This is a genomic window from Ferrimicrobium sp. (assembly GCF_027319265.1).
Taxonomy (GTDB): domain Bacteria; phylum Actinomycetota; class Acidimicrobiia; order Acidimicrobiales; family Acidimicrobiaceae; genus Ferrimicrobium.
Genome location: NZ_DAHVNP010000028.1, coordinates 12,737 through 36,716, shown reverse-complemented (window position 1 = coordinate 36,716; position 23,980 = coordinate 12,737). Strand labels below are relative to the sequence as shown.

The 23,980-nt window shown below is 56.8% G+C and carries 23 protein-coding genes and 1 pseudogene; 12 read left to right on the top strand and 12 right to left on the bottom strand.

The window, feature by feature from the left end; genetic code table 11:
- Positions 1-172: 172 nt before the first annotated feature.
- From M7439_RS03135 to M7439_RS03105, 7 genes are all read right to left on the bottom strand, one after another.
- A complete protein-coding gene (locus tag M7439_RS03135) occupies positions 173-640 on the bottom strand; it encodes a DsrE/DsrF/DrsH-like family protein (RefSeq protein WP_298346763.1) in 468 nt (155 codons plus the stop codon).
- A 28-nt stretch (positions 641-668) separates the two neighbouring features.
- On the bottom strand, positions 669-986 hold the full coding sequence (locus M7439_RS03130; protein ID WP_298346761.1) for a TusE/DsrC/DsvC family sulfur relay protein: 318 nt from the start codon (positions 984-986) through the stop codon (positions 669-671).
- 18 nt (positions 987-1,004) lie between these two features.
- Positions 1,005-2,255, bottom strand: coding sequence for an NAD(P)/FAD-dependent oxidoreductase (locus M7439_RS03125; protein ID WP_298346760.1), 1,251 nt, complete (start codon positions 2,253-2,255; stop codon positions 1,005-1,007).
- A gap of 346 nt (positions 2,256-2,601) precedes the next feature.
- Positions 2,602-3,606 carry an aspartate carbamoyltransferase gene (gene pyrB / locus M7439_RS03120; protein ID WP_298346758.1) on the bottom strand — a complete coding sequence of 335 codons (1,005 nt, stop codon included), beginning with the start codon at positions 3,604-3,606 and terminating at the stop codon, positions 2,602-2,604.
- Between the two features lie 45 nt (positions 3,607-3,651).
- Positions 3,652-5,160 (bottom strand): class I adenylate-forming enzyme family protein, encoded by a 1,509-nt coding sequence (locus M7439_RS03115; protein ID WP_298346756.1) that lies wholly within the window; start codon positions 5,158-5,160, stop codon positions 3,652-3,654.
- Between the two features lie 182 nt (positions 5,161-5,342).
- A complete protein-coding gene (locus tag M7439_RS03110) occupies positions 5,343-6,407 on the bottom strand; it encodes an HD domain-containing protein (RefSeq protein ID WP_367184994.1) in 1,065 nt (354 codons plus the stop codon).
- 184 nt (positions 6,408-6,591) lie between these two features.
- Positions 6,592-7,335 (bottom strand): SDR family NAD(P)-dependent oxidoreductase, encoded by a 744-nt coding sequence (locus M7439_RS03105; RefSeq protein WP_298346753.1) that lies wholly within the window; start codon positions 7,333-7,335, stop codon positions 6,592-6,594.
- A 78-nt stretch (positions 7,336-7,413) separates the two neighbouring features.
- Here M7439_RS03105 and M7439_RS03100 point away from each other — a divergent pair, with 78 nt between their 5' ends.
- The 9 genes from M7439_RS03100 (at position 7,414) to aroA (ending at position 15,470) form a co-directional block, all read left to right on the top strand.
- A complete protein-coding gene (locus tag M7439_RS03100; RefSeq protein ID WP_298346751.1) occupies positions 7,414-8,877 on the top strand; it encodes an FAD-linked oxidase C-terminal domain-containing protein in 1,464 nt (487 codons plus the stop codon).
- Positions 8,871-10,034, top strand: a complete 1,164-nt coding sequence (locus tag M7439_RS03095; protein ID WP_298346749.1) for an FAD-binding oxidoreductase — start codon at positions 8,871-8,873, stop codon at positions 10,032-10,034. The genes M7439_RS03100 and M7439_RS03095 overlap by 7 nt, the downstream gene beginning before the upstream one ends.
- Complete coding sequence (locus M7439_RS03090; RefSeq protein ID WP_298346747.1) at positions 10,031-11,278, top strand: (Fe-S)-binding protein; 1,248 nt, start codon at positions 10,031-10,033, stop codon at positions 11,276-11,278. Before M7439_RS03095 ends, M7439_RS03090 begins: the two co-directional genes overlap by 4 nt.
- Complete coding sequence (locus tag M7439_RS03085; protein WP_298346745.1) at positions 11,275-11,763, top strand: GNAT family N-acetyltransferase; 489 nt, start codon at positions 11,275-11,277, stop codon at positions 11,761-11,763. The genes M7439_RS03090 and M7439_RS03085 overlap by 4 nt, the downstream gene beginning before the upstream one ends.
- Complete coding sequence (locus tag M7439_RS03080; RefSeq protein ID WP_298346743.1) at positions 11,760-12,461, top strand: hypothetical protein; 702 nt, start codon at positions 11,760-11,762, stop codon at positions 12,459-12,461. Before M7439_RS03085 ends, M7439_RS03080 begins: the two co-directional genes overlap by 4 nt.
- Positions 12,454-13,074, top strand: a complete 621-nt coding sequence (gene scpB, locus M7439_RS03075) for an SMC-Scp complex subunit ScpB (protein ID WP_298346741.1) — start codon at positions 12,454-12,456, stop codon at positions 13,072-13,074. The genes M7439_RS03080 and scpB overlap by 8 nt, the downstream gene beginning before the upstream one ends.
- 98 nt (positions 13,075-13,172) lie before the next feature.
- A complete protein-coding gene (locus tag M7439_RS03065; RefSeq protein WP_298346740.1) occupies positions 13,173-13,778 on the top strand; it encodes a pseudouridine synthase in 606 nt (201 codons plus the stop codon).
- 10 nt (positions 13,779-13,788) lie between these two features.
- Positions 13,789-14,151, top strand: a complete 363-nt coding sequence (aroH, locus tag M7439_RS03060; RefSeq protein ID WP_298346738.1) for a chorismate mutase — start codon at positions 13,789-13,791, stop codon at positions 14,149-14,151.
- 8 nt (positions 14,152-14,159) lie between these two features.
- A complete protein-coding gene (gene aroA / locus M7439_RS03055) occupies positions 14,160-15,470 on the top strand; it encodes a 3-phosphoshikimate 1-carboxyvinyltransferase (protein ID WP_298346736.1) in 1,311 nt (436 codons plus the stop codon).
- A 90-nt stretch (positions 15,471-15,560) separates the two neighbouring features.
- On the opposite strand, the gene M7439_RS03050 is transcribed toward aroA, so the two are convergent.
- The 3 genes from M7439_RS03050 to M7439_RS03040 are packed head-to-tail and all read right to left on the bottom strand — an operon-like array spanning position 15,561 to position 17,066.
- Complete coding sequence (locus tag M7439_RS03050) at positions 15,561-16,037, bottom strand: MarR family winged helix-turn-helix transcriptional regulator (protein ID WP_298346734.1); 477 nt, start codon at positions 16,035-16,037, stop codon at positions 15,561-15,563.
- Complete coding sequence (locus tag M7439_RS03045; RefSeq protein ID WP_298335783.1) at positions 16,027-16,422, bottom strand: carboxymuconolactone decarboxylase family protein; 396 nt, start codon at positions 16,420-16,422, stop codon at positions 16,027-16,029. The genes M7439_RS03050 and M7439_RS03045 overlap by 11 nt, the downstream gene beginning before the upstream one ends.
- Entirely contained in the window at positions 16,419-17,066 is a 648-nt protein-coding gene (locus M7439_RS03040; protein ID WP_298346732.1) for a class II aldolase/adducin family protein, read from the bottom strand. Before M7439_RS03040 ends, M7439_RS03045 begins: the two co-directional genes overlap by 4 nt.
- A gap of 325 nt (positions 17,067-17,391) precedes the next feature.
- Here M7439_RS03040 and M7439_RS03035 point away from each other — a divergent pair, with 325 nt between their 5' ends.
- On the top strand, positions 17,392-18,159 hold the full coding sequence (locus tag M7439_RS03035; RefSeq protein ID WP_298346730.1) for an SDR family oxidoreductase: 768 nt from the start codon (positions 17,392-17,394) through the stop codon (positions 18,157-18,159).
- Positions 18,160-18,597: 438 nt separating this feature from the next.
- Here M7439_RS03035 and M7439_RS03030 read toward each other — a convergent pair whose 3' ends face one another.
- Positions 18,598-19,398, bottom strand: coding sequence for a hypothetical protein (locus M7439_RS03030; RefSeq protein WP_298346729.1), 801 nt, complete (start codon positions 19,396-19,398; stop codon positions 18,598-18,600).
- Positions 19,399-19,548: 150 nt separating this feature from the next.
- Positions 19,549-19,926: an S-adenosylmethionine decarboxylase gene (locus tag M7439_RS12995; protein ID WP_374045743.1), complete on the bottom strand. Its 378-nt coding sequence runs from the start codon at positions 19,924-19,926 to the stop codon at positions 19,549-19,551.
- A gap of 376 nt (positions 19,927-20,302) precedes the next feature.
- On the opposite strand from M7439_RS12995, the pseudogene M7439_RS03020 reads away from it, so the two are divergent.
- Together M7439_RS03020 and M7439_RS03015 are read left to right on the top strand one after the other, a co-directional pair.
- A pseudogene (locus M7439_RS03020) lies at positions 20,303-21,213 on the top strand (IS1595 family transposase); the annotation flags it as partial.
- Positions 21,214-21,399: 186 nt separating this feature from the next.
- A complete protein-coding gene (locus tag M7439_RS03015; RefSeq protein ID WP_298346723.1) occupies positions 21,400-23,838 on the top strand; it encodes a bifunctional diguanylate cyclase/phosphodiesterase in 2,439 nt (812 codons plus the stop codon).
- Positions 23,839-23,980: the final 142 nt, after the last annotated feature.

The window sequence follows — 23,980 nt, the reverse complement described above, 5'->3', positions numbered from 1 at the left end:
GTAGAAATATCTAGAACGCGTTCTCGCAAGCGGTAATACCAAAATTGGTAGTCAGCCTGCGTATGTTGCCCATACTCTCCGTCCGCGCAGGCTGATACTGAGACCTAGGGAGTTCGACATGATGATTATTCGAGATGGGGCGCACAGACGACAGGTGAATCAGACACTTAAGTCATGTGTAGATAATCTGACCGCCAGCAGCTAGGCGGTAGAAGTCGCCAACGGTAATGATCGCGCTGACTTGATCGATGAGATCCTCCTTTGTAAGGTCAAAGAGATCGCAGGTAGCCTTGCAACCGTAGAGTCCAGCACCACTGTCGGCGATCATTTCCAGAAACTCTGGAATCGGAGGGATATCGAGACGGTCCATCTTGCGCTCCATGTAGTGGGTGAGAATGCTGGACACCCCTGGGAGTCCACCTGCGAGTGTCGCTACGTGCAGACCAGGATTGCCGACCGAAGCAACTTTGATATGCTCGTAGTGTCGTTTATAGACCGCCTCCAGCCCAAAGAAGGTGAAGAAGAGCTCCACAGCTATGCCCTCAGCCCTTGCGCCATTGGCCAATATGAGTGCTGGATAGATACCTTCTAATGATCCCTTTGAAACCACGACCGCTACTTTTTCGATCTCGTCTGTCATTTCAGCGCCTCTCTTCCTTTTGTCAGTTTCATATGCACCCAATTGGCTTCGGAATTCCAGCAATCATCGCTGCAAGTTTTGCAGGCCCCTTAGGAAACAGTTCATAGAGTTCCTTTATCTGGACACCGGATGTCTTGCCGAGGGCACGTACGCTTGGAGCGGTTCCCTTGCTGAGATACTCTTGACGCATGAAGTTGATTACTTGCCAGTGACGATCACTTAGACTGTCGATACCTAGCTTGTTGGCGATCTCCTTCGCCATCTCCGGGTTCCACTGTTCTGGATGTTCAAAAAACCCCTCTTCGTTGACCTCTACCTCAGTCCCTGCGTAGGTGACAGTTGGCATGATGATTCTCCTTTCTTGTTATGACTTTGTGGCTGCTTGGAAGTGCTTACCATGTTTTGGCATTGATGATCCGATGCCGGGAATGTCCCTTCCTGGGAGGAGACTATGCCAGTAAAAGGATTGGAACATTAGTTTGCCAAGATGATTTAAGTGCGACTCCTTCAGGAGAGGCATGCCGATATCACTTGGGTAATGACCAGGCAATGGCTCAGTGTCGTAGTTGAAGTCGATGAGTAAAGCTTTGTGGAAGCCACTTTCGATGAAGCAGTTCGAGTGCCCATCGAAGCTTGCATCAAGTGGTTGCTTGGCTAAGTATCGTCGAACATTCTCGACAATAATCTCTCCCTCAAAGTGGGAAACCGATCCGGCCTTAGATGTTGGTACGCCAGCGGCATCCCCGAGTGCAAATACATTCTCCTTCGCGACAGTCTGCAGCGTGTGTTTGTCGGTCGTAATAAAACCAAGATCATCTCCTAGACCATGGGAACGTCCAACGTAAGGCGAACCTCCGTGAGCTGGAATGAGGACGGCCATGTCGTAGGGAATTTCCCGATTGTCATACGAGATCAAGCGCCTCCGTCCCTCGTCCACCTGTCCTGTATTGTATTCAGTGACGATCTCAATTCCTTTTTCCCCTAGGAGTTGCCCGAGGGCTTTTGACGCAACGGGTTTTGTGAACGCTCCGTCAAGGGGTGTGATGTACTGTATATTCACTTTTTCGCGTATGCCGCGCTCCGTGAAGTACCAGTCGGCAAGAAAGCAGAATTCGAGGGGTGCCACCGGGCACTTGATAGGCATGTCGACGACGTTCACGGCGATGGTTCCCTGGGAAAAATCCTCAAGTGCAGCATGCAGTCCTACCGCTCCATGTGGATCGTAAAATGTAAATATATTCTCACCCCAGCCGGGCCCGAGGAGGCCCTCTGTCTCTTCGGGTTGCAACACCGCACCGGTAGCGACGATCAGGACATCGTAAGGTAGTGAACTGCCATCGCCAAGATAGACTTCATCGGCTTGAAGGTCGACGTGGTCGATCGGGGCTACGCGGAACTCAATGCCACTGCGGAATTGACGCGAGCGTGGCCTTGCTATTTCGTCGATAGTGGCCATCCCGAAAGGAATGAAGAGCAGTCCAGGTTGGTAAATATGTTCGTTGTCTTGATCGACGACGATAATCTCTGCCTCCGCGGATGGAAGGGCTTTTCGCAGACGATTCGCGGTGAGTGTTCCACCGGTTCCGCCCCCAAGAATGACGATACGTTTTCTCATACCTGTATGCTATGGAGATGCTTTACAGGGGCATAGAGTACGGTGACTTGAGATTATCGTGACTTTAGTCCTCTCCATCAAGGTGTTGTCGATCGATGCCGAGGGGGTTAACGAGCGTGGTGGTTGATACGATGCGTCGCCACCGGTGGATAAGAACAGCTCACCGTCTCTCGGGTCAAAACGCAGGTTTGTGGTCGATCAGGGGAGGTGCACTGAGTCCACTGTGAGCGGATCAGATAAGGACCGGGTGATCGTGGTGAGGCGGTCGGGGGCTGGTTGTGATGCACGCTGACCGGTCCTTTGGCCATGGTGTTGATGATGGGTGATAACGAGGTGGGGTGGCGGTTTAGGGCGATACCCGCCAGGACGGGTCTCGATAGGTCGCTTCGATATTGTCGGATACGCCGAGGATGAGCGCAAAGAGTGCCATGCGGATTGGAATGCCGCGATCAGTTTGGCGAAAGATGGCGAGACGTGGATCGGCATCGAGATCGGTGCTGAGATCATTCGACGCGGGGGTTGAGTCACGCGGCAATGGATGCATGATAATGGTCGAGGCGTCACCGACCTCGTTGACGAAGGCGGTGTTCACGTGGAAGTCGCGGCTGTAGCCCTCGATCTGTTCTCCTTGGAGACGTTCGCGTTGGATGCGAGTGGTGTAGACAACGTCCACCTGTTCAGGTGTAACCGGCAATGCGTTTCGCTGGATGACGTGGTGTCCACGCGCTTGGACGAGCTCGACGATGGGGTCGGGCATCGACAGTAGCTCAGGTGCCAAGAGCGTGAAGGTCATCTTGTCATAGAGACTGAGGAGCTTGATGAGCGAGTGAACGGTGCGTCCATATTTGAGGTCACCCACGAAGAGGATATGTGAACCGTCCAAGCGTTTGTTGCGGGCGGCAAACTCTTCCTCGATGGTGTAGATGTCGAGCAGCGCCTGGGTCGGGTGCTCGGCGGCACCATCACCTGCATTGATCACTGGCACCAACGAAGCATGAGCGAACTGGGCAACGGACCCTGCCTCTGGGTGCCGAATGGTCATGATATCGGCATAACCGCTGATGACCCTCGCGGTGTCGGCGATCGATTCCCCCTTGGCCATGGAGGAGAACGTCAGACCGACGGTCTCGCGTACGGCGCCTCCGAGACGGGAAAAGGCGCTGCCAAAACTGAGCCGTGTTCGTGTGCTTGCTTCAAGAAAGAGACTCGCCAAGACGGCTCCTTCGAGGGCGCGGGTGATTTTTCTGCGTCGCGCAACTGGCTCCAGGCGTTGAGCAACCGTGATGACCAGTTCAACATCCTCTCTGGAGAGTTGATCCACCGAGAGGAGGTGGCTACCTAGGAACTCCAAAGCTGACTCCTTCGTTGATGAGGTGGGCGATGTTGCTCGGCCACTTTAGTTGCCGATCCGAGTGGTGTGGCCGACCCAGAAAGGTTCGCGAAGATCACGTTTTAAGATCTTCCCGGCTCCAGATTTTGGTAATGGTTCTTGGCGAAGGTCAATTTTCTTCGGAAGCTTGTGCCCAGCGATCTGTGTGCGTAGGAAGGCTAAGAGATCCTCGGCGCTTACCTCCTCCCGTGGGACGACGACGGCATGAACAGCCTCTCCCCACTTGGGGTCGGGCACACCAAAGACGGCAGCCTCTTGCACCTTGGGATGACGATAGAGCGCATCCTCAACCTCGATGGTGTAGACGTTCTCGCCCCCGGTGACCACCATGTCCTTGAGCCGATCGATGAGGAAGAAGTATCCAGTCGAGTCTCGAAATCCGAGATCACCAGTGTGGTACCAGCCGGAGCGAAGGGCCTGCTGTGACTCCACTGGCAGGTTCCAGTAACCCTTCATCACGTTGTTACCTCGAATGGCGATCTCGCCTACTTCACCAGGCCCGAGCGCCTGGTCGTCCGGGTCGAGTACGGTGAGGTCGACGCCGACGGCAGGCACGCCGATCGAGCCCGCCAGTGCGTCGGTCAGATGTCGCTCCTCGTGGGGGAAGATCGATGCGATCGGCGAGGTCTCGGTAGTACCGTAGAGGTGGAGCATCTCTGCTTCGGGAAAGTACCGGTGACTTGCCTTGAGAATCTCAAGGGGGGCTGGGGAGGCACCGTGGCTCAGCAATCGCAATGAGGAGACATCGCGAGGCGAGGTGGCCATCGTGTCGTTCATGGCGAGCATCATGGTTGGTACGGCAAGCGTTCCAGTGGCTCGTTCACCCTCGATGATGTCGAGTGCCTGGGTGGGCGAGAAGGAGCCCAGCATGATTTGGGTCGCTGTGAGCCATAGTGAGGCAAGGACCAGGCACGTACCGGCAGCGTGGAACATTGGTGCCATGACGAGCCATCGATCGTCCTCGGTCAGATGTGTCCAGGCGATGGCGGTCCATGCGTTTGCGAGCAGATTGCCATGGGTGAGCATGACCCCCTTGGATCTTCCAGTGGTACCTCCGGTATAGAACAACCCTGCCAGCGTCTCCTCGTTGGGCTGGCTAAGAAAGGGGGCAGGGGTGGCCTTGCTCACCAACTCGTCATAGTGCTCAGGGATCGTAATAACCTGCTCCACGCACGGCGGAAGGGGGCCAAGGTCGCGGTCGGTAACGACGACCTTGACATCGGCGTCAGAGAGCGCGAAGACCACTTCGGCGTTGGTTGAGCGGGTACTGAGTGGCACCAAGACGAAGCCATTTGAGGGAACTGCAAGGTAGACCTCAAGATAGCGATGACAGTTGTTTGCGATAATGGCGACCCGGTCATCTGGACGAAGGCCAAAATGCTGGAGTACAGCGCTGAGCTGGTGTACTCGCTGGTCGAGTTGGTGGAAGGTGAGGTGTTCTCCTCCACAGACGATAGCGTCCTTCTGTGGCGCCACACTTGCCCCACGCCGCAGTGGATCCTGAAATGAATGCATCTCTTCCCCTCAAACTCGGCGACCCCTGTCGCTCCTTTTCAACGAAAGGTTAATCGATTGACGAGTCGACTCTGATAGTTGCTCCCCTCTGCGATCTCTGGTTTCTGCGCTGCTGTCCTGTCAGCCAAAGAGGCTGGGAGCACCTATGAACCTTGTGGTGGATGAAGTGAGATCATTGAGCGCTAACTACTCAGGTCGATCCCCAATGGCAACCGGTTCGCTGGCCAGTGCAGCAGGTCACGAGCGAGTCGGAAGGCGTAGCGATCGGTCATGCCAGCGACGTAGGCAACCACCTGGTGTTCGACGGAGAGCGACTGATCGCGTTGTGGCAATGCTGCCGGGTGTTCCAGGAGATAGTCGGTAAGCGAACGCAGTACCGCGATCACGGCCTTACTCTGGCGCTCAGCGGCCTGGGTGGTGTAGATATGGGTGTAGTTAAAGGCGCGTAGCATCGCTAACGCCTCTCCAGCCTCCGTGCTGAGGCCGATGGTGCCGTGATGGACTGAGGTCCAGATGACATCGGTGATAAAGTAGTCGAGCTGCTGGGTGCGGTGGGGCCCAATGAGTTGCGTGAGATCCGCAGGGACGGCGCTTCTTTGGAGGAGGCCAGCATCGATCGCATCTTCGAGGTCATGAGCGCAATAGGCGATGCGATCTGCGAGTGCTACGATCTCCGCCTCTGGGGTCATGGGCTTTGGTCTTGACCAAGAGTGGTTCGCGATTCCATCGGTGGTCTCTTGGCAGAGGTTCAGTTGGGCTAGGGTGACATACGCACCCCAGGGTGCATGATCGAAACCGTCCGGCAAGAAGGGTTCAAGAGCGACCTCACTGGCGTGCCCACCCGGTCCGTGTCCACAGTCATGGCCAAGGGCAATTGCCTCAGTGAGGTCGGTGTTCAGACGGAGCCGACGAGCGATGGCGACTGCCACCTGCGATACCTCTAAGGCATGGGTCAGGCGGGTACGTTGATGGTCTGCAGGGAAGATGAAGACCTGCGTTTTGCCAGCGAGACGTCGAAATGCACTGGAATGCAGAATGCGGTCTCGATCGCGCTCGAAGCAGGTTCGAAGGACATCGGGCTCCTCGTGTTGCGGTCGATTTCCTGCCTCATGAGCGAGGGTGGCTCCACTGCTCAGCGTCGCGGCCTGATGCTCTTCGGTCCTGCGTCGGTCGGCGAGGGTGGTCTCGATCGACATCGGCGTTTCATGCGCGGTGATGATGTTACCCGCAGTACGGTTGCCGTGCATGGTGGCGAGCCATTCTGCCTGATGGTCTCGGTGGGAATTAGTTGTGGTCATCGGGTCCTCCTTGTCACATCTGCTCTCGCTGCGGTGACCGCTCCTCTTGTCAGTGTGGTGCCTGGGTATGACAGGCGCGACCACAGCGCCTGTGAGCATGGCAGATGAGCGGCGTGTGGAGCATGTGGCTCGGTTACGACGAGTGTCGGGTGATGTTGAAGGCACCAAATCCTTGGTCAACTGGCATGAGCGAGACGGTATTGATGTTCACGTGCGGTGGAAGGGTGACGATGTAGCGAACCAGATCGGCGATGTCGGCGGGGGTGAGTGCCTGCATCCCGTCGTAGACACTCGAGGCACGCTCGGCATCGTTGTGGAAGCGGACGAGAGAGAACTCGGTCTCGCCGACCATTCCTGGCTCGATATCAGTGATGCGTACACCGGTGCCGGCGAGGTCGGCTTTAAGGTTGAGGCTGAACTGACGAACGAAGGCCTTCGCGGCACCATAGACGTTCCCACCCGGGTAGGGATATTCACCGGCGACCGAGCCGAGGTTGATAATGATGCCACTACGACGCTCCACCATCGCTGGCAAGAATGCATGTGTCAGCACCGTCAGCCCGGTGACGTTGGTGGCGATCATGGTCAGCCAATCCGAAAGCTCTGACTCCTGGGCGCTCGCGAGTCCCAGGGCCCCACCTGCGTTGTTGACGAGGACGTCGACCGCACCGACCTCCCCGGCGAGGGCTTCAATGGCAGCGGTATCGGTGACATCGAGGGTACGAACCGTGGCTCGATCACCACCAAGACGCGTTGCGAGGTCGTCGAGACGCTCCTTTCGGCGACCGGTAATGATGAGCTCGTAGCCGAGATCGTGGAGGTTGGCGGCGATGGCCTCGCCGATGCCAGAGCTTGCGCCGGTAATCATGGCTTTCATAGAGAATTCCTTTCGTTCTATACTTTCAAGGTGGGCAGCACTCCTCGCGACAAAGCCCAGAAAGAGAGAGGGAACAACGTGGTAGCTTCGCGCATCGATCTCCTTATCGATAGGCTTCGCGGCGTTGTTGACCCAGTTGCGCTCATTCTAGAGGCTGGGGAACGGCAAGCCTATAGCTGCGATGGACTCACGAGTCATCGGGCGGTTCCCGCACTCGTCGTCGTACCAGCTGATCGTCTTGAGCTGGTGGCGTGTGTCCGTGAGGTCATCGCGTTAGGTCTTCCTTGGGTTGCCAGAGGAGCCGGTACGGGCCTCTCTGGTGGGGCCCTCCCTGACGAAGAAGGGGTGTTGGTGGTCACCTCCCGCTTAAAAGGCATCCTTGAGATTGACCCATTTTCTCGCGTTGCAGTCGTCGAACCAGGAGTGGTTAATCTTGAACTCTCGCGGGCGGTATTGCTCTACGGCCTCTACTTCGCGCCAGATCCATCCTCCCAGATCGCCTGTAGCATCGGAGGGAACGTTGCCGAGAATTCAGGAGGAGCCCACTGCTTCAAGTATGGTTTCACCACCCATCATGTGTTGGCCCTAGAGCTGCTCTTGCCAACTGGCGAGTTGCTGTGGCTTGGCAGTGAGGGAATGGATGGACCTGGACCAGATCTACGGGGTGTAGTGATCGGTTCTGAGGGGACGCTCGGAATTGTGACGAGGATCGTGTGTCGACTTCTCCCCCTCCCCGAGACCCGCCGTACATTTTTGGCCTATTTTGACTCGGTGGCTGCGGCGGCGGAGGCGGTGAGCGATGTGGTTTCGCGAGGGATCACCCCTGCTGCCATCGAGATGATGGATCAACTTGCTATCGTTGCCTGCGAGATCGCCACCGGTGCCGGACTCGACACGACGGCAAAGAGTTGCCTGTTGCTCGAACTCGACGGGGAGATTGATGAAGTGGCACACGAGTTTCTTGCGGTACGCGCACTGCTGGAACTCCATGGCTCCTCCCACGTCTGGGAGGCGGCCAATGAGGAGGAACGTGGGTTGATGTGGCTCGCAAGGAAGGCCGCGTTCGCCGCGGCAGGTCGTGTGGCACCGGCCTACATTGTCCAAGATGGAGTAGTGCCGAGATCGGCGCTTCCACGGGTCCTCGGACGTATTGGAGATCTCGGCACCGAGTCGGGCCTCGCGATTCTGAACGTCTTCCACGCTGGTGATGGCAACCTGCACCCACTCGTCACGTACGATCCTTCGGTCCAAGGGCAGGAGGCTCTGGCGGAGGAGGTGGCGGCAAAGATCCTCGCGCTCTGTCTTGAGGAGGGTGGTTCCCTCACGGGTGAACATGGGATTGGCGTCGATAAGGTCTGTCACATGCCGGAGATGTTCTCAACTGAGGACTTGACCACCTTTGAACGGCTGCGATCTGCGTTCGATCCGAGCGGGATGTGTAACCGGGGGAAGTTGCTACCGACCCCACGTCTGTGCGGTGAGCGTCCCGGTCGCTATCAGCCTCATGCGCTCGAAGAGGCTGGTTTGGGGGAGCGATGGTGACAGAGCAGATCGCCCCTGCCTCAGTCGAGGAACTCGGCCTATGGTTGAAGGAGTTGGACCCGGGCCGTCGAGTAGTCGTTCGGGGACTTGGCTCTAATCTGTCAGGCGATCATGAGGGGTTGACCGTGGTCGATACGACTTCGCTTGCGGGTATTGGGCACCGGGTCGATGATTTCTCTGTGACGGTAGGGGCTGGTGTCACCTGGGCCACACTGCAAGATCAGCTGGCTCTTGTCGGTCAACGGGTAGCGGTAGATCCTCCAGGGGTCGGTACTGTTGGCGCGATGGTAGCCACAGGTGCGCGAGGTGGCCTCATCCACCGGTACGGCGGCATCCGCGATCAGATCATCGGGATGACGGTAGTCCTGGCTGATGGGAGCGTTGCCCATAGCGGTTCGACGGTCATTAAGAATGTTGCCGGTTATGACCTGGCAAAACTCTTTGCCGGTTCCCGCGGTCGTTTCGGGATTATCGCCGAGGTGATCTTCCGTACGCGTCCGTTGCCAGAGACACAACGGACGCTGCTGGTCACCACTCGGCCAGATCGGCTCCGCGATGTCATCATCGCACTCATGGGTGCCCATGTTGAGCTGAGCGCTCTCGACCTTGTAGACGATACGCTCTCCGGTCTGATCGAAGGTGGTCACGAGGTGATCGACCAACGCATCGAGCGGTTGGAGCGTGCGGTTTCGGGTAGCTCAACCATGATCCTCGGTGAAGCTGAATCGGTGGCTCATTGGTCTCGCCTCAGGGGATTTCAGCTCCCGGGGGAGGGGGGGATGGTTTTTGCACTCTCCGCGCGCAGTACGGCGATGCTTGATCTGCTCCCTACGATCAGGGCAACGTTGGGGCCCGCCCTTGTCGCCCTTGTCGCTCATGTCGGCGCGGGCGTGGCGGAGATCTCCGTCCAGCCGGAGCACCAGGAGCACCGATTAGCCAACCTCCAAGGAGTACTCGGTGCTGGTGCTGTGGAGGCCCGTGCGTGGCATCCACACGGGATACTCGCTCACGAGACTTGGTCACGCACGCTGGCCACAGCTGTGCGGCATGTCACCGATGACTCCGAAGTCGGCACCGCAGCGACCATCTCTGCGCAGCTCTTGATCGATCGTATTGCCATGGCATTCGATCCATACGGAAGGTTTTACCGATCATGACGACAAGAACCCCGTCGCTCACCGAGGAGTTTACAGCGATCGCCAAGCTCAGTGCGACCTGTGTACACTGTGGCTTCTGCTTAGCTGCTTGCCCGACGTATGCGGTGACGGCGATGGAGAACGACTCCCCTCGTGGGAGGATTTGGCTCCTTGCAGAGGCGGCGCGCACTAACAGGGTCACTGACGTTCTCCGACTACACATCGATCGCTGTATTGGATGCGAGGCCTGTGTCCCGGCGTGTCCTTCCGGGGTTCGTTATGACGAGCTGATCGACCGGGCCCGCCGGGTGGTGAATGTCGGCCGATCTCAGCGCGAACTACTTGGGCGTTCGTTGGTGGTGAGAAGTTTTTCAAAGGCACAACGTTTTGCGGGATTGGCCCCGAGCGCTCAAGTACTTGCCCGTGGGGTGGTGCGATCGTCCTTCTTGCGTCCTGGGCTCGCCCATCTGCCGCGGGTGCAGGCGTTGGTGCAGCAGGCGGCGACCATCCGTGCGGCGTCGCCAGTGACCACCTTCACCTCGCTGGTTCCGAACGAGCGTGCGCGGGTCGTCATGCTCACAGGGTGTATCGCGTCGGTACTGTTCAGCGAGGTCAACGCTGCGACTGTGAAGGTTTTAAACGCCGAGGGTATCTCGGTCGTTGTTCCCAGGGGGCAGGGGTGTTGTGGAGCGCTCGCCTCGCATGCTGGCCAGCATGAACCAGCACAGCATGGGGCACGGGCGCTGATGGAGACATTCGACCTTACCCATATCGATGCGGTGATCACCAACTCCGCGGGATGCGGCGCCATGATGAAGGACTATGGGGAGCTGCTCGAACATCAGGACGGATCCGATGCGTTCGCGGCAAAGGTGGTCGATGTGATGGAGTTCCTGGATCGATTCACGAGTATTGCCCACTATCGACCGCTGTCGCGCAAAATTCTCTATCACGAACCCTGCCACCTCGCCTTCGCGCAGGGGGTTCGTTCGGCCGGACCGTCGGTACTGAGTCGCATCCCCGAGCTCGAGCTTGCTCTCACTGAGGGACCCAACTGTTGTGGGGCGGGAGGATTGTACTCCGTGAGCCAGCCGGCGCTTGCACGCCAAGTCGGCGAGGCGAAACGAGATGCGATCCTGCGCACCCAGGTCGGGCTCCTGGTCTCGGCAAACCCTGGTTGTGCCATTCAGCTGAACTCGTTGCTCGGTGATCGTGTGGAGGTGCTCCATCCGATCGTCCTCTTGGCCCAGGCGCTTGAAGCTTGACCGGTTCAGCGGAGTTGACCGTCGATCTTGGCCGCCTCTCCCCTGAGGTGCTGGAGCTACGGGCTCGCATTCTTCGAGCCGGCCTTGATCCATCGACGGCTCACTTTTCGGGAGACGATGATCCACTCGCGATACACGCACTCGCCCGTCTCGGCACCAGGGTGGTGGGTGCCGGAAGTCTGCTGCCAGAGCCGCTCGATGGAGTGCCGGGCTATCGGGTGCGTGGGATGGCGGTGGAGCAAGCCTACCGGGGGCGAGGAGTTGGAACAAGTATCCTCCTGCGCCTGCTCCAAGTCGTTCACGAAGCTACTGGTACCCAGGAAGAGAGCGCCACCTCGCGATCTACGTCGGTGACGCCCGTCTGGTGTCATGCCCGTGTTGCAGCGCGTAGCCTCTATGAACGTTATGGTTTCGAGGTCGTTGGAGAGGTTTTTGTGATTGAGGGGATTGGGCCTCACGTACTGATGGTGCAAAGGCGATCATGAGTCGACTTACCGAGAGTCTTGATCGCGTACGTAATCAGATGCTTGACCTTGCTGATCTACGGTTGGCGTCGCTCTTTGAGCAGCTCTTCGCTATCGACGACTTCGACGAACTCAGTCTCGAATTGGTAGCTGGTACCTGGTTGATGAGGATGAAGATGCATTGGCTCCTCGATCGTGACGATGATGAGGTTATCGAGGATGAGGAGCTCGACCGAGCACTTGAGGGAGTCTTGCTTGGCTTGGTCGAAAAGGCGATCTATGCCTCTGCATCCAAGGCGATGCGTACCCGCCTTGAGAGGACCGCGGAATCATTGCCGGTCGCACTCGAGGCGGCCGATCTGGTTGATGATCGAGAGGAGATGGTACTGCCATCCTCGGGCCTCGGTGAGGCGATAGCTCGTGCCTTGGCACGGGCGAGTATGAATGCGGAGGTTGGTCCTACGCCACTGATGCGCTCCTCGGTCGATGTTGTGGCCATCGGTCTGAAGTTTTTGGACCGGCTTGAACGGATGACATCATTCTCGGCCATGATTGCCGATGGATCAGGTGTCGAAATTATAGTGAGCTTTGTGATTTTGCTTGAAGCCCATGCGTTTGGTGCAGTTGCGTTGCGCCAGGTCGGTACCGATATCGAGGTCGGTGTCATTGATGGAGAGCGCCTTGGCTTGGTGGCCGAGATGGTGCGGACCCTTGGTTGATCACCTGCTCCCCTTAGGAGTCGATGCTGCGGGGATCGATGCCGCCGAAGTAGTGTTGCCGGTGGTGGCGAGGACCATCGAGGGACTGCTCTCGCTTGGCGTTGGTCCGATTACCCTCTCCGAGTTGGCTGATTTCCTCGAACTCGAGAAGAGTCAGGTGGAACGCGCCCTTGACTATTTGGAACGCGATCTGGTTGCACATGACCGTGCGACCAGGTTGGTCAAGGTTGCCGATGGCTACGTGCTCAAGACCGCACCTGATTTAGCGGTCGTACTTGGTCGGTTTCTATCCGAAGAACAGAGTCCAGCGCTGTCAGGCGCTGCAATGGAGGCGCTAGCGGTCGTCGCGTATCTGCAACCGGTGTCACGGGCACAGGTTTCAGAGATCCGCGGGGTCAGTTCGGATGGAGTGATTCGGCTGCTTATTGATCGCGGCTTCATTGAAGGTGATCGACGGCGTGGTCGTGTCGGTGAACCCATCCTCTTCCAGACCACGCAGTTGTTTCTTGAGCGCTTCGGACTCGAGAATCTCGCGAGTCTTCCTGCGCTTGCCGATTTCGTCCCATCAGCGGAGCTTGTCGAGGTGCTTGAGGAGTCACGACGGAACCGGTAGGGGATCGACTCCAGAAGGTCCTAGCGACGAGGGGTTATGGTTCTAGGCGTGCCGCGGAGGAGATCATCGAGGCAGGGCGGGTTACGGTAAACGGAGAAGTGGCCAGGCTTGGCTGTCGGGTAGTCACGGCTGACGCAGTCTGCGTTGATGGCGCGCCGGTCGGTATCGCGGAGGCGCTCGAATATAAGCTGTTGAATAAGCCACCTGGGGTGGTCTCCACCGCCAAGGATCCTCATGGTCGGCCAACCGTGGTGGATCTTGTGCCATGTGACAGCCGAATCTACCCAGTAGGTCGTCTGGACGCCGAGAGTGAGGGTTTGTTGATCCTCACGAATGACGGCCCGCTGGCGGAGTATTTGATGCATCCACGAGGTGGTGTCGAGAAGGAGTATCTGGTTGCGATCGATAGGAAGGCCACCCCACATCTGCTCGGAGCACTGCGCCGTGGGATCGAAGTCGATGGTGAGTTGTTGGTCGCCAAGCGGGTTGGTCAGCTCTCAAACACGACCTTAAGGATCGTTCTCAAACAGGGTAAAAACCGCCAGATACGTCGCATGCTCTCGGCGTGTGGATTTGAGGTGACGCGCTTGGTTCGCACCCGCATCGGGACGCTTGTGGATCCCTCTTTGGCGCCTGGCCAATCACGTGATATCACCACAGACGAGTTGATCGCCCTGCGCACCGGCGGCCGGTTGGCCCGCTAACCTGTCAGCCATGGGTGTGCGAGCAGTACGGGGTGCGACGACGGTGGACGCCGACACCGCCGAAGCGATAGACAAAAACGTGCGTGAACTTGTGAGTGCCATGCTCGAACGCAATCAGCTCGACAAGGACCAGTTGATCAGTATCTTCTTCACGGCCACTTCGGATCTGCACTCGATGTTTCCTGCCGCTGCAGCGAGGGCACTTGGATTTGGTGATGTCCCGCTGATGTGTGCGCAGGAGTTGACGATAGTGGGTGCTGTGACGCGTTGTGTTCGAGTGATGATGCACGTCGAGGATGATCGTGATCGTCGGCTTTTTCATCATGTCTATTTGCACGGGGCCATAGGGCTCCGTGACGACCTCCCGGCTTAGAGCTAACGGTGCAGGCGCGGATCTTCTCTGCCGAGCCTCGCCTTGTCGGCAGCCTCCGGCCACCACCCGATAAGTCGATCAGTCATCGAGCTCTTTTGCTGGCGTTGCTGGCCCAGGGTGTATCGCGCCTTGACCACCTCAGCACCGCCCTCGATGTGGCCGCCACCGCCTCAATGATCGAGGGATACGGTGCGTCGTTGCGGGTTGATGGGTCGGCGACCTTGGTCGAGAGTTCCGGTCGCACGGGTCTGATCGAGCCCGATCGGATACTCGATCTGGGGAACTCTGGCACCGGTGCACGCCTAGGGATTGGGGTCGCCACGTTGGTCCCCGGCCTCTCCTTTTTTACTGGGGATGCCTCTCTGCGACAACGACCCATGGGGCGCGTGATTGATCCGCTTCGCCAGCTTGGAGCTACAATCTCGGCTCGAAATGGTGACAGCTATCTGCCAGCGATGGTGTGTGGTGGGGGGCTAGTGTCAGGGACCGTTCATCTATCAGTGGCCTCTGCGCAGGTGAAGTCGGCGCTGCTCTTTGCTGCACTTGGAGTCGATGGACCAGTCACCGTAGTTGAGCCCGTGTTGAGCAGGCCACACACGGAGGAGCTCTTTGAACTGACCGGTATTGATCTTGTCGAGGATTTTGCGGAGGACGGCGAAGTGCACGGCGTCACCATCGTGGGCCCCGCGCAACCGTCGCCTTTTTCACTCCGTATACCGGGCGATCCATCTGCCGCTGCCTTCTTTGTTGTGGCGGCTGCCTGCACGCCAGGTGCCGACCTCGATGTTGAGGAGATGTATCTTGGTCCGACACGGACCGGATTCCTTGAGGTGCTTGAGCATATGGGTGCTCACTTGACCCGTGAGCATGGGCGCCTGAGAGTGCAGGGTTCCTCGCTCGAGGGTGTCGAGGTCGGCGGTTCGATCATCCCAAGCCTCATCGATGAGATCCCAATCCTGTGCGTCGCCGCCGCTTTTGCCAGTGGTCTGACCACCATTCATGATGCGGGCGAACTCCGCATCAAGGAGACAGACCGGATCGAGACGACCGCCGAGCTGTTGACGTCCTTTGGAGTTACAGTGGAAAAGTTAACTGACGGATTGGTCGTCCATGGAGGACTCCAACCTGGCTCATTAGGCGCTGGGCAGCGTCGGGTGGGCGCCAAGCTTGATCATCGTATCGCGATGGCCGCCGCCATACTGGGTATGTTGGCCGGTGGGACGACGGAGATTGACGGGGTTGAGACGGTGGCGACGAGCTACCCTGGCTTCTTTCGCGACCTCGAAGCGCTCTCATCGACGACGATCGAGTTGGGCTAGGAGAACTACCTTGATGAGGCGAAGCTGCCGCGATGGAGGATGGAGCGAGACTACCGGGCCGTTGTGATCAAGTGGTCCCAATCACAACGGTCAACCAGCTCCGACTCCAGAGGTTGATCGTGAGCCTTTCTCGTCCTCTGGAGTTGGTTCGGCGATACCGGTGAGCACCTCGAGCTGGGCGATGACGCGAGTCAGTGCAGCTTGATCGGCAAGGGAGAGTTGGTCTATCGTGGATGCCATCTGGGTGCGAGCCAGTTGTTCGGTCTCGTTGGCCAGCCGTTTCCCAGCCGTCGTGAGGGAGAGCGTGGCCTTGACACCAACGTGCTGTGGAGTATCGACAACGAGCAGATCGCGTTTGGCGAGCCGCTCGATCTCGCGCCGCAGGTTTGAGGGATCAGCACCGATCATTCGACTGAGCTCGCGAAGCCCGAGGCCCGGAGTTCCCGCTAAGGTTCGCAGAATCGCCGCCTGCGGTTGGTTGAGGGCTAGCGTTCCCAGCCGCTCTCCCCACTGCGTTCGTAACTGCCGGGCGACCCTCGCGAGTCGGAATCCAAGGTCATCCACCATGTTCGAGCTGGTCTCCTGGGAACATGGTTGCAAGGATGGCGATGCCTCTGCTGTAGGCAGGCATTCCAGCGGTGATGAGCGCCAGCTCGACGACACCGAGGAGATCTTTGAGGGTCGCCCCGGCTTTACGGGCGGCACCAGCGTGGAGCGTCGCCGCATCGTGTTCACCAAGGACGAGAAGCTGGGCGAAGTGAACGAGCTGCGCGGTCTTGGAGTCGAGCGGATTGTCCATGATCAACTGGGCTCGCAACGCTTCGATGCTGACGATGCTCTCATCCCGATCGGCCAGGCGCGCGATGCGTATCCGGTCTGCAATAGAGGGAGGAACGGTCCCAGTCAACGCACGATAACTAGCCTCAATGGCGGCAACATCTGGTGTCGTCATCGAACTCTCGCCATCGACTCACGAATAGCAGCCAGGGCTGATTCGGGCAATGATTGTGCGCCGCCGAGTTCAATTGCCGCCAGCTCTGCTTCGGCCGCCTCTTCGAGAACGGTGAGGAGTTGTGCGGTTGCAACAGGATCGCTAGCGAACACCAAGACGCCGTGGTTTCCGAGGATGACCGCCTTCGTCTCGGGGTGAGCCTTGGCTTGGTCAATGATGGCTGAGACTGACTTGTCTGATCCACGCGGTGCCCAGGCGGCGACGGGTACGTCGACGGACTGGCCCCATCGTAGAAGCGCTTCGTAGCGGCAGGGGAGTGCCTGATTGGCCATTGCGAATGCTAGGAGACTCGGCGAATGCGTGTGGATAATGCCTCCAACATCGCTTCGTAGTTTATAGATCTCGGAGTGCATGGCGATGATCTCAGCGTTGGTTGGATCGAGATCGCCTTCGCGGACGACGCCGTCGAGTCCAACGGTCGCAACTCGATCGGCAGTGAGGTTGCGGACCTGGCCGTCGATGGTGAGCAACATGCTATCGTCCCCAAGTCGAGCTGACAGGTTGGCGTGGCCCGTATGGGACATCACTCCGTTCTCAAAGAGAATCTTGGCGGCACGTACGATACTTTCGGCTTGCTGGGTCATGGGACTCTTCTTTCTGTTTGTTCACAAGTTATTGTGTAGTAAATACTACACTATCCAATCCGTTTCTCCGGCCCTTCATCGCAGTCGCGGGTCGGCCAGTCATGGGGAGTTCGATGGTATAGGCTTGGCGTAGCGATCTATAACGGGGGATCAGTTGTCGCCGCGCCGTTGGGGTAGATGAGCGGTTGGGCAGTAGTTGTTCCTGAGCGGTTGTGGGCCTAGGGCGCGCCACCGGTTTCACCTGCCGTGCTGGAGCTAGGTGTGGTGGAGGTGTGGTGGGTGATCGTCGTGCGTATGCCCGAGCAGTCACCAAGAGGACGCGACGATGGGGAGGGAAGTAGTGGATCTTGGCTTAAAGGGGGCGAAGGCGCTGGTAACAGGTGGAACTCGCGGCCTTGGTTTCAGTGTGGCCGCAGCTTTGCTGGAAGAGGGTGCCGAGGTGGTGATTGCCGCGCGCGATGAGCAGATTGGCGAGGGGGCGGTTTCACTGCTGGGCCGCGGGGCGCAGTATCTACCCGTGGATTTGACTGTCTCTGGGAGACCGCAAGAGTTGCTTCGGCAGTTTCTCAATGTCCACGGTCATATGGACATCCTTGTGCTGAATGCTGGAGGTCCCAAGAACGCCTCGCTAGGCGCGATGCCAGTGGATCAACTCCATGAGGGCGTTGAGTTGGTACTCGCACCGATGATCGAGCTGGTGGAAGCGGCAGCCCCATTGATGAGGGCACGTCGGTTCGGGAGAATTATCTCAATCAGCTCGTATGTCGTGCGCGAGCCTGATCCGGAGATGATGCCCTCCAACGTGGCGCGAGCCGGTCTCCTTGCGTACCTGAAGGCGGCGGCTTTCGAGTTGGCACATTTTGATGTGACGGTGAATTCAGTCCTTCCCGGACTTCATGCGACACAACGCCTGGTCGCCCTCCAGGAGGCCGGGGTCGATCTTGATCGGATGCTCTCGCGAGTACCGATGGGTCGCTTCGGTGATCCAGATGATTGTGGCCACCTCGTCGCGTATCTGTGCTCAAAGTGGGCGGGCTATATCACTGGCCAGGCGATCGCGGTTGATGGTGGAGCGACGAGAGGGTTGCTCTAGTTCGTGGTTCTTTTCTGTGGATCTGGTGTACGGCTACGTGCTTTGTTCCGCTGTTCAGCGATGGTTTCGTCGATACTGATATTGCTCTCTCTCGTCGAAGCTAGAGTTCGGGCCAGCGTTCTCGTTAGTACAGTTGTTGTTTTCGGTGTAACTCGCCATGGGACAAGTTGGGATTGCTCACGGTATTCACTGTCAGGCAATGGCAGCCTTGATGTAACGACCATGGTACCTTGCTCATGGAAGAGTCTAAAACTGTCGCACCTTTACTTGCGAAACTCAACGGCATCGATGGACCGCTGCCTCCAAATGAAGAGGAGGTGCCATGAGGGGCTTTCCGTTTACTCAAAGAGGCCTCAGTCACACCCATATAACTCACGAAATAGCGCTTTTTGGAGTTTACCATCGTATTGCAAGGTACTGAGATGGAAAGTTTTCCCGTTAGCGTATCGGATCTAATAAATCAACGATCGGTGTTGGAGCAATATTCAGCTCATCCGGCGTCGTGGCACGCACATCAACGATCAAGCCAATGTTCTGGATAAGGGAAACACCATACTCAATAGACATTGGAGACATAGCAGCTTCTATTCCCGTGCCACCGTAGATGATCTCGTAGATCGCGGGGTCTTTTACTTTGAGGCGCGCGCCCCAATCGCTTATACAACTATAGACTGGGTAACTGGCTGCAGAACCTAAGTATGGCTTTGCCTTTGCCCCAGGGATCGGCAAAAATGGGGAATGAAACTTCCATCTCGTCATGCGATATACCTTGCTATCAAGCAATGCGATCAGGCTATCAACTCGACAGTACTGAGCTAATTGCGTGATTGCCTGATATAATCCTAGGCTCACGAGACCTGCAGCTAGTGGTGCTTGATAACCAACAGCAATGGCTACGGTGCCTATGTCCCAGTGATCATCTGTTGACAGGAAGAGCTCCGCGAAGTATGAATCATTATACAACTCAGGCCACTGTCGGGCGATATCGTTAAGCGTCTTGAGGCCAATAGCATCGTTAGGCAGTATGATTCTCGCCATTCCCGCGATCATATTGGTCAAGTTATCCGTCACGCACAAAATGAGGCTATAGTTCTCGTATGGACCATATTCCTCATTCAGTTCCTTGGAAGTGTTGCCAAATTCGCGAAGAAATACTAATGCTTCGAGCTCTAAGGCGGGCTTGACACGTGGATCATTAGTAGTAAACAGGTTTACACTGAAAGGGGTAGGTTCAATCATGTATGACTCCGTAGTAGTTCTTGGATGCTCCTAAAGTTCACCGTTAATATCGCATTCAATTCCCACCGAAGTTCTTGTCGTAAAAGGTCAGATGCCCATTCATAGTGGTTAGTGAGTTAGTTTAGATATATGTATTCATGTATGGTCGCTTTAGAACGCTCTAGATGTAATATGGGTAGCGTCGAAGTAGGACTTCGTAAAGCTGACCGCCGTACTCGGTTCGAATGCTAAGCAGGTATAAATGTCCACGCTAAAAAAAACCAGCGGAGTCTCCCATGCATAGAAATGGGCGCCGGAGGTTTCCCAATGCACCCAGCCGGCCCAACCAAAACGGTCGGATCTATGAGTTACGGGATCTATGAGAAGGGTCATTCCACATACGTCCGAGAGGCGCGAGAGATACTCTTGGATATCCTTATCGCCGATTGGCAGCTCTCTGCGGCCTTCTATTACCAGTCGCTGCCGGTAAATCGAAGGGGCTAGATCGATGTGTTCGTTCCCATGGCTTTCGTCTTGCGCTAACACCATGTGCCAACCCTAGTGGTTGGTTGATGCCTTTACCTACAGGCCAGTCTCCCGTCCTGTCGATTTCCAGCAATTGATTAGCGATCCCGCTTTGATGCGTAAAGTGTCTGACAGTCCTGACGAAATCATTATGTGTGGAATCGGGGCTGATTGCACCTAGGGTGAGTCGGTTGCTGGCGTCCTTGCCCAGGTGGCTTCGATCTTCGCGAAGCGGAGAACCCAATGGCAGGACTACAGTACCCGTGGCCTACCCGAACTCTGCGGGTCAGTTCTAGTGCAGGTAGGGACTGGCTGCACATGAGGAGTTTGTCACCCTGGTCGGAGCCGTAACGGTATATGTGCAAAAGGGATATCCATCTGAGTGGACTATGTTGGAGCCATGGTCGCCCATCGCAAAGCGGGAGTGCACTACCCACGCTCGACCGGCGAGTTCCAGTCGTGGTTCGAGACCGATGCTGACTACCTCGCGTGGCTGCGCTGGCCGGAGGGCTTCGTCTGCCCGCAGTGCGAGAACCTGAGTGACTGGGTCGTGGCCGGGGGGGCTTCAAGTGCGCCAGCTGCCACCGGCGCACGGCCGTGACGGCAGGTACGCTGTTCGACCGACGCCGTTCACGGTGTGCTGGCAGTTCGCGACGGTAAAGGACGGGGTCTCGGCACAGAGCCTGCAGCGGATCCTTGAGTTCGGCGCCTACCAGACGGCCTGGGCGATGTTGCACCGACTCCGCTCGGTGCTTGTCCGTCCCGGACGCGACCGGCTCACCGGCACCGTCGAAGTTGACGAGACCTACTTCGGTGGCGAAGAGCCCGGGCTTCGTGGCGGCCAGCAGAAGGGCAAGAAGGTCCTGGTCGGCGTGGCCGTCGAGCTCCGAGGGTTCGGTCGGTGCCGCATGGAAGTACTCACCGACGCGTCTGCGGCCTCGTTCGAGCGTTTCGTCACCGAGAACGTCGAAGAGGGATCGTTGATCGTCACTGATACCTGGTCGAGCTATCCGCCAGCCATCCGAGACCGCTACGTCCACAAGCCGATCAATGTCAAGCGCAGTGGGCAGCCCGCCCACGTCGTGCTCCCGGGTGTGCATCGGGTTGCCTCGCTCGCCAAACGGTGGCTCGCGAGCACTCATCAGGGTCGCTTCGACGAGGCTTATCTCTCGAACTACCTCAACGAGCGGGTCTTTGCGCTTCAATCGCCGACGCTTGACGAGTCGGGGGCTCCTCTTCTACCGACTGCTCGAGCTCGCTGTCGACCACGACCCGGTGCGCTACCGCCAGCTCCAAGTCGAAGAAGGTGCCGCCGTGGAGACGAGGGCATCCGCCGACCTTCGACCGGCCTCACGCAGAACACCCCTGGAGATCGGCCCCCTGACCAGGAGCCGGCTCAGATGGATATCCCTTATGTGCAATAGCATACGCAGAACGACGGGGTTTTGTTGACCATGGACTTCAGGAGAGCATCGGCAGTGCAAGGACGCTGAAGGGTTGCTTAAGCGCCTGACGCAGGCTGCCGATGGAATACTTATGTGCCCCATTGCAAGACAGCATCAAGCGACTGGCGAAGACCCTCATGCAAAGCTTCCGCAATGGATCGCCCGCAAGTATCCCCAGTCGCTGGTTTCTGACGAGGCCCGTAATCTCCTGAAGCGGCCTGCTGCCCTGGGTTTCATCACCCTATGGGTGCTGATCGAATCTCTCGAATTCCTCCACATTGAAATGACACTTGCCTATACGCTCTTAGGAATCGTTACGCTAGCCAGTATCATCCGGTATGTACTGCGTTACCGACCAAACCAAGTATGGGTCTGGGTGCTCATAGCAACATCGCTCGTTATGTTCATGATCGGATCCGCGTTACGGGCACTCTTGCACTCCTTCGGTAATCTCACGCCGAATCGGCCTTGGTTGCCCAGCGTGGTCTCCCTCTCAGGATACGTGCTCCTAGTGATCGTGTTGAGTGGGATTCTTAAAATACAGGAGGGACCGAAAGCAAATCGCAATGGTGCGATCATCGAAACCCTCATGACCGGAGTGCTGATATTCGGAATCGCATGGGCTTTTATTATCAGTCCACTGGCTAACCAACATATTTCACTTCGAGTGATCATCGTGCTGGCAATATACCCTACTCTGTCGGCCGTCTTGGTATCCTTGACGGTGCGAATTGAGCTGCTGCTACAGAGGCGGCTGACAACCACTGATGTCTTATTGTTACTTACGATGTGTTCGATGTTCATTGGAGACGCTCTCTATTTGCTGGATGAGGTTCATCGGATCAATCTCTCCTTCGGATTAATGAACCTACCGTATTCGGTTTCATTATTGACATTCATCTTAATGACGGTCGATCCTACTGTACATACACTTACAGAACCATCATCTGTAAACCGTAATCCTCGTCTCATTCCAAGACTAGTCATAATAGGGGTGAGTTTTCTCGCGATGCCAATTCTCTTGCTTGCTCCTAACGAGACTACTTTCACTCGGAACATACTTGGTGGGTTGGCTTTTGTGGTCGCACTCCTTGCGCTCATCAGATTGTCTTCCGCACTGGGAGAGTCAGATGACGCCCAGCGGCGGCTCCACTATCAATCCACTCATGACTATTTAACCGGGCTTGGTAATCGAAAGTACCTTGATGAATATATTAGTGCGCTTGTTGATGAGGCTAATAGCCGTTATTATGGTATTAAAATTGCTATTTTTTTTATTGATCTCGACCGTTTCAAAATGCTTAATGATACGCTGGGTCACAGCGGTGGTGATGCTGTATTACGTGAAGTTGCGCAGCGTCTAGAAGCCTCCTGTAGTAAAACTGGCGCAGTGTTCAGAATGGGCGGCGATGAGTTTGTCGTCATCGAAAGAGATATTGCTGACGCATCAGATGCGATAACGATAGCTGCGAACATCACCGAAGCACTTGGGAGGACGATCAATGTCCATCAGTCGGTCTATCGTATCTCAGCTGCGGTGGGGATAGAGATCGCTACCATCGATTCCACATTGGATGTCCAGAGACTCATAGAGAATGCGGATCTTGCAATGTATGAAGCGAAGTCCAGCAGTCCCAGTTCCATTGCGGTGTTCACTGATAGTATTCGTAAGTCAGTAGAGGCCCATGCGGATCTCGAAGTCGATCTGCATAACGCGGTTCGCCAAGAAGAACTCTTCCTGGTATATCATCCTATTGTCGACATGAAGTCAAATACTATTGTGGCCGTTGAAGCTCTCGTCAGGTGGCGCCACCCAAAGCATGGGGTTCTGGCCCCGGACCAGTTCATCAAGCTCGCTGAACAGACCGGCGCGATCATTGACATTGGTAGATGGGTTCTTGTCAACGCGGTTAAAGACCTCGTCACCATCAGAGCATCTCACCCAGCTCTCGCACGTGCACGTCTGAACGTCAACCTCTCGGTCGAACAGTTCCGCAGGGATAGGATTGACATTTTGCTGGTCGCTGCTTTGAGGGAGTCGCGCCTCGACGGTGAGGCAGTTTGTGTCGAAATCACTGAATCATCGCTCATGAGTGATCTTACGATGACGGATGGGCAACTACAGAAGTTACGCAGTCGAGGGGTGCGTGTTGCCCTTGATGATTTCGGGACTGAATACTCTTCTCTAGCGTACTTGCGGACGTTACCCGTCGATTTGCTTAAAATTGATCGGTCGTTCGTTGAGACGCTCGGTGGCGGTGTATCGGTATCAGATACGTTGGTGACAGCTATCATCGCTATCGCTAATGGGCTCAACATGGATGTTATCGCAGAGGGTGTTGAGACCATACAACAGGCCCGACGGTTGGCTGAGCTGGGCTGCGAGTACATGCAAGGCTATCTGTATTCAAAACCAGTGCCACGAGAGGAACTCGTGAGACTGGTAGATAAACATAGCGTATTCAATCGTTCTGGTGGATTATCTGCTTAGTCTGCACCTGTCGATCGTATCTACCTGATCCATCACCGCTGTTTTGTCTTCGGTATGGTTGCTCAAGGAGTAGTGGTCATGACGGCAGTAACATCGGTATTCTACCTACGAATTACTTGGTGGTGGAGGGCAGTAGTGCGGC